At 62.9% G+C, this 4,871-nt stretch carries 4 protein-coding genes and 1 pseudogene; all 5 read left to right on the forward strand.

The annotated features are described in order from the left end of the window. On the forward strand, positions 1 to 361 hold a 361-nt coding region (locus tag RMCN_RS26790; RefSeq protein WP_067395655.1), incomplete at its 5' end, for an aromatic-ring-hydroxylating dioxygenase subunit beta. A gap of 123 nt (positions 362 to 484) precedes the next feature. Next, a complete protein-coding gene (locus RMCN_RS26795; RefSeq protein ID WP_067395756.1) occupies positions 485 to 2,257 on the forward strand; it encodes an FAD-binding protein in 1,773 nt (590 codons plus the stop codon). Beyond that, entirely contained in the window at positions 2,254 to 2,544 is a 291-nt protein-coding gene (locus RMCN_RS26800; RefSeq protein ID WP_011559042.1) for a 4Fe-4S dicluster domain-containing protein, read from the forward strand. Before RMCN_RS26795 ends, RMCN_RS26800 begins: the two co-directional genes overlap by 4 nt. A gap of 195 nt (positions 2,545 to 2,739) precedes the next feature. Next, positions 2,740 to 4,200 (forward strand): aldehyde dehydrogenase family protein, encoded by a 1,461-nt coding sequence (locus tag RMCN_RS26805; RefSeq protein WP_067395759.1) that lies wholly within the window; start codon positions 2,740 to 2,742, stop codon positions 4,198 to 4,200. Between the two features lie 554 nt (positions 4,201 to 4,754). Continuing rightward, a pseudogene (locus RMCN_RS32045) lies at positions 4,755 to 4,871 on the forward strand (aromatic-ring-hydroxylating dioxygenase subunit beta); the annotation flags it as partial.

Raw genomic sequence — 4,871 nt, forward strand, 5'->3', positions numbered from 1 at the left:
CCGTGAGGATTCCGCGGGTTGGGTGGGCGCGATCGCGCACTGGAACGACGACTACACGGGCTTGGAGATGCGGGTCCTCCGGGGCGAGACGGATTTCTCGTGGGCCGAGTCACCTCGGTCGCGGACCCGGCACTTCGTGTCCAACATCCGCACGACTGCCGGACCGGAGGCTGATGAGTTGACCGTGCGCTCAAATCTCTTGTTCTTCCGCAGCCGCGGAGACAGCGGCCGGTGGGAGTTGCTGTCGGCCGAACGCGTCGACGTGTTGCGCCGCACCGACGATTCGCTGCGGCTCGCTCGGCGCGAGGTGTTGCTCGACCACTCGACGTTGCCTATCGACAACCTGTCGGTAGTCCTGTAGGGCCAGCTCCGCTCACCACCTCCTTCGTGGATATCGCCGATTCCAGAAAGGGCCCGACCATATGACCACCGAAACAACCGAGACGGACTTGATCGAGATGTTGGTGAAGGCGTGACTGGCGTTATGGGTGACCTGGATGTGTCGGTCCAAGAATGCGACGTCTTGGTAGTGGGTGGGGGAATTGGCGGAGTGCGGGCAGCACTACGGGCCGCGGAGTTGGGGTCGTCGGTGATTCTGGTGGAGAAAGCGGTGGTGTCTCGGGCAGGGCCGATGACGTATGTCCACAGCCAATACGCCCCTGATCACCGGGTGCAGGGTGAGGAGATGACGGAGTGGGCGCGCGAATTCGTGGTGGGCAGCAATTATTTGGCCGATCAGGATTGGGTGCAGCAGTACATAGCCGAGGCCTATGACAGGGTTAACGAGCAGATCGAGTGGGGTGTGCCCTATTCCACTCATGAGGATGGGTCGCTGAAGTATGTGACGGTCCGCGGCCACAACCTTGGCACGACGCTGGGTGTGGATGGTCGCGTGTGTATGGAGATCCTCAAGGAGAGGATGAAAGCGGCGGGGGTGCGACTGTTCGAGCGGGTCGATGTGATCGATCTGCTGACCACCGACGGGTGTCGGCCCACCGCTGGTGCGGTGTGTGGTGCGGTGGGGGTAAATGTTGTCACTGGCCAGTGTCATGTCTTCACGGCGGGCAGCGTCATCCTCAACACCGGCCCTTGGTACCCCAAGCTGCATTACGCGTTCGCCGACCATTGCAGCGGGGAAGGTCATGTGGCGGCCTGGCGAGTGGGTGCTGAGTTCGCCGGCATGGAATTCGGCCAGTTCGCTGCCTGGAGTTACTTCAATCGGTCATTCTTCACACCGGGTCAAGCCAAGATTCAGGGGATCGGTGGCAAGTTCTGCAACGCGGCGGGCGAGTACTTCATGGACCGCTATGACCCGATCTGGGGCGATAAGGGCGGGTTGTTCACCATCGCGCGCGCGATCATGACCGAGATGGTCGAGGGCCGAGGGCCGTGCTATCTCGACTTGCGTCACGTACCACAGGCGGATCTAGAGGTGCTGTATGAAGTGTCTCCGACGGTGCGGCGCGCCTTTACCGAGTTTGAGGTCGATCCCTCCACTGACCTGCTGGAGGTGACCCCGTTCATCGTGCTCGGCACGAGCAGCACCAGCGGTCCCACGATCGACCTGGACGGAGCCACCACAGTGCCCGGCCTGTACGCGGCCGGGTATGGCACGGCGTGTCCGCATTTGATGTCGGGAATTTCTGGCAGCGGGATCTCGAGCTTCTCGGCTGTTGCGGGGTACCGGGCGGGCACCGCGGCGGCGGCGCGCGGCGGTCACGCGGTAGCGCGCAGTGTGTGGGAGAACCAGGCACAGGAGAGCTTCGCGCAGTATTTCGCGCCGATGCGTCGGCTGCGGCAGGTCCGGCCGGTGGATGTGTGGAAAGCCATCGGCGAGGCGACGGCCAATCCGGCATTCGCATTGTTTAAGTCGGAGGCACGGATCGATTCAGCGCTCGCTGAGCTGTACCGGATCCGGGATCGGGTACTGCGTTACGTTTTCGCGCCGGACTATCAAGAACTTAAGAAGGCGCATGAGGTGCGCGCATACCTGACGTTGGCGATCATCACCTGTGAGGCGATGAAGCGGCGCACCGAAAGTCGCGGGGAGCTGTTTCGTATCGACTACCCCTACGCGGACAACGATGAGTGGCTGAAGTGGCTGCTCGTCCGCCGGGGCAGCGGCGGTGAATTCGATCTGCAGTTCAGCGAACGCGACCTGCCGATCCAGTCGTGGCCGGTGCAGGCCCCGCCCGGCCGCCATCCAAGTCCATACACCGTGCCGCAAGGCTACCGTGAGGAGGCGGCGGTTCAGTGATCGAAAGCATCGACGAAACAACGTGCGACGGGTGCAACGTCTGCATCGACAGCTGCCCAACCGGGGTGATCCGGCTGGTGGAGGGCGACGAACCGTGGGCCACGACCAAGTGGCGAGCCAAGATCATCTACCCCAACGACTGTCATTCCTGTCGGTTGTGCGCAATCGATTGCCACGTGGACGCGATCGTTGTCAGCCACGCACTGGTGATCCCCGACCCCTTCCTCCCGGGCGTAGAGCCCCTCGACGGCAGCCGCGACGCTCCGCCCGACGAAAAGAAAACTTGATGTCCATCGGAATAGCGCGAGCCGGGCGTGTTCGGTGTCGGCAAGGTCCACGCTGCGGGGTCAGGCGATGATGGCCGCCCGATGCGGCCGGCGCCGGATTCGGCACTTATCTGGCGGTCGCCGGGCGATCCTCCGATGACCCAGACATGGCTCCCACAAATCAACCGTTCCCCGCAGGAAAGTTAGGACTTGGGCATGATCAGCGCAAACCTCATCATCAACGGACGTGAGGAAACATCCGACCGGACGATCGACGTCGTCAGCCCGGCTGATATTCGGGTACTGCTCGGTTCGGTCCCAGACGCCGCACCCGGGCAGGTCGACGAAGCGGTCGCAGCGGCCGCAATGGCGTTCCCAGAATGGTCATCGCGGCCCCTGGAAGAACGCCAGGGAGCACTACTTGCCGCCGCAGGCACGATCCACGACATGATCGAGGAATATGCGCCGATCCTGAGCCGGGAGAACGGAAAGATCCTCGAAGAGTCGCACGTCGACCTCGAATTCGCGTCGGGCATTTGCGGCTACACCGCAGGCATTTCGGCTGAAATCCTTGCAGACCAACAGATTCGCGACACCGGGGGCACGACCCTCATCCGCCGCCGCCCAATCGGGCCGGTGGCCGCCATCACGCCGTGGAACTTCCCGGTGGTCCTGGCATTCATGAAGCTGGCGCCCGCGCTCGTCGCCGGCAACACAGTCGTCTTGAAGCCGGCGGCAAACTCCCCGTTGGTTCTCGCCGAGATCATCCGAGCCCTCCAACAGCACTTCCCTCCGGGCGTGCTCAACATGGTCACCGGAGGCGACGCGGTCGGAGAAGCACTCGTCGCTCACCCGAGAATTCGCAAGATTGGTTTCACCGGCGGCATCGATACCGGACGCAAAGTTATGGCCGCGGCCGCGCGCGACATCAAGCGGGTGACGCTCGAGCTGGGCGGAAACGACCCCGCGATCCTCCTCGACGACGTCGACCTCTCGCCCGAGACTATGCGGCAGATCGTAAAAGGCGCGTTCGCGACCACCGGCCAGGTGTGCTTCGGTCTCAAACGTATCTACGTGCCGACCCGCATCCACGACCGCTTCGTGGAAGCGTTCTCAGCCGCCGTGGATGAAATCGTCGTCGGGCCCGGCGACGACCCCCGAGTCACCATGGGGCCGCTGAACAACGCTCAGCAGAAGAACCTCGTCGAGAAGATCGTGGACGACGCGCGCTCGAGCGGCGCGACCGTCACCACCCTCGGCCAGCGGCTCGAATCGGCGGCCTGGGACCACGGCCACTTCATGATGCCCAGCGTGGTCACTGCGGCTGATCCCCGCCTCGCAATCGTCGAAGAGGAACAGTTCGGCCCGGTAGTGCCCGTGCTGAAATACGACGAACTCGACGACGTGATCCGGCTCGTGAATCAATCGCAATACGGGCTTGCCGCCTCGATCTGGACGTCAGATGAAGAGCGGGCGTTCCTGCTCGGCCGTCGGTTCGACACCGGCTCCGTCTTCATCAACAGCCACACCTTCACCTCCCTCGACCCCCGCGCACCCTTCGGCGGGGCGAAAGCGAGCGGCTTGGGACGCGAATTCTCTCCAGCCAGCCTGGATTCCTACACCGAATTACAAACAATCAGCCGTCGCATCGGGCCGCCAGGCCCTCCGCTGTCCTGAGTCCGGCGGGGAGCCTGACCAACACATATTCGTCACGGTCGTAGATCAGCGACGACGACGCGGCGGTATCGATGCATACAGGTAACTTCGCCGACGGTGTGGAGGCATGAGCGGCGCGTGCTTCGGCAGGGATGCCCCCATTAAAGATCCATTCCAGCCCTTTAATCGCGGCGATTCGACCCTCCTAACGTAGAGACCGCCAATAGACGTGCGTGTGCTGCCACGCCTCGACGAGGAACACACCGGTAGCGCTCTCACCGACAGTGCGCGTTATAAGGGCCGCCGCCGCTGTCAAGCCTCGCCAACCACGGCGACGACCGCGCGATACCTCCGGCTTCGTCTGCAAGTTCGCTGGCTGTCGACGACGTGTGCCGTGCGACTGGTTCTGCGAGCGCCGCGGGGCTTGCTGTGGGAGCCGTTTTGGTCGTTGCCCATTTGGAGATGTTGTCTTGACGGCCCGGTGAGACGTAAATTACATTCTCTACAGCGGAGGACACATCTGTTCAGCAGAATATCGAGTCAGTGTTGATGGTCTGGTCGAGGAGTTCGATTTGATGAACGCGGTTGCGGTCGATCGGGATACCCGTGAGGCCGTCGAGGAGTTCATGTTCCGGGAGGCGGAGCTACTCGATGGGGGGCAGTTCCGAGAATGGTTGGGTCTGCTCGACCCC

Origin of the sequence: Mycolicibacterium novocastrense (genome assembly GCF_001570485.1) — a bacterium.
GTDB classification, from domain to species: Bacteria; Actinomycetota; Actinomycetes; order Mycobacteriales; family Mycobacteriaceae; genus Mycobacterium; species Mycobacterium novocastrense.

Bases quoted from the DNA above. Each gene is read 5' to 3' on its own strand.
- RMCN_RS26795 (WP_067395756.1), top strand. From the start codon at position 485: ATGGGTGACCTGGATGTGTCGGTCCAAGAATGCGACGTCTTGGTAGTG.
- RMCN_RS26805 (WP_067395759.1), top strand. From the start codon at position 2,740: ATGATCAGCGCAAACCTCATCATCAACGGACGTGAGGAAACATCCGAC.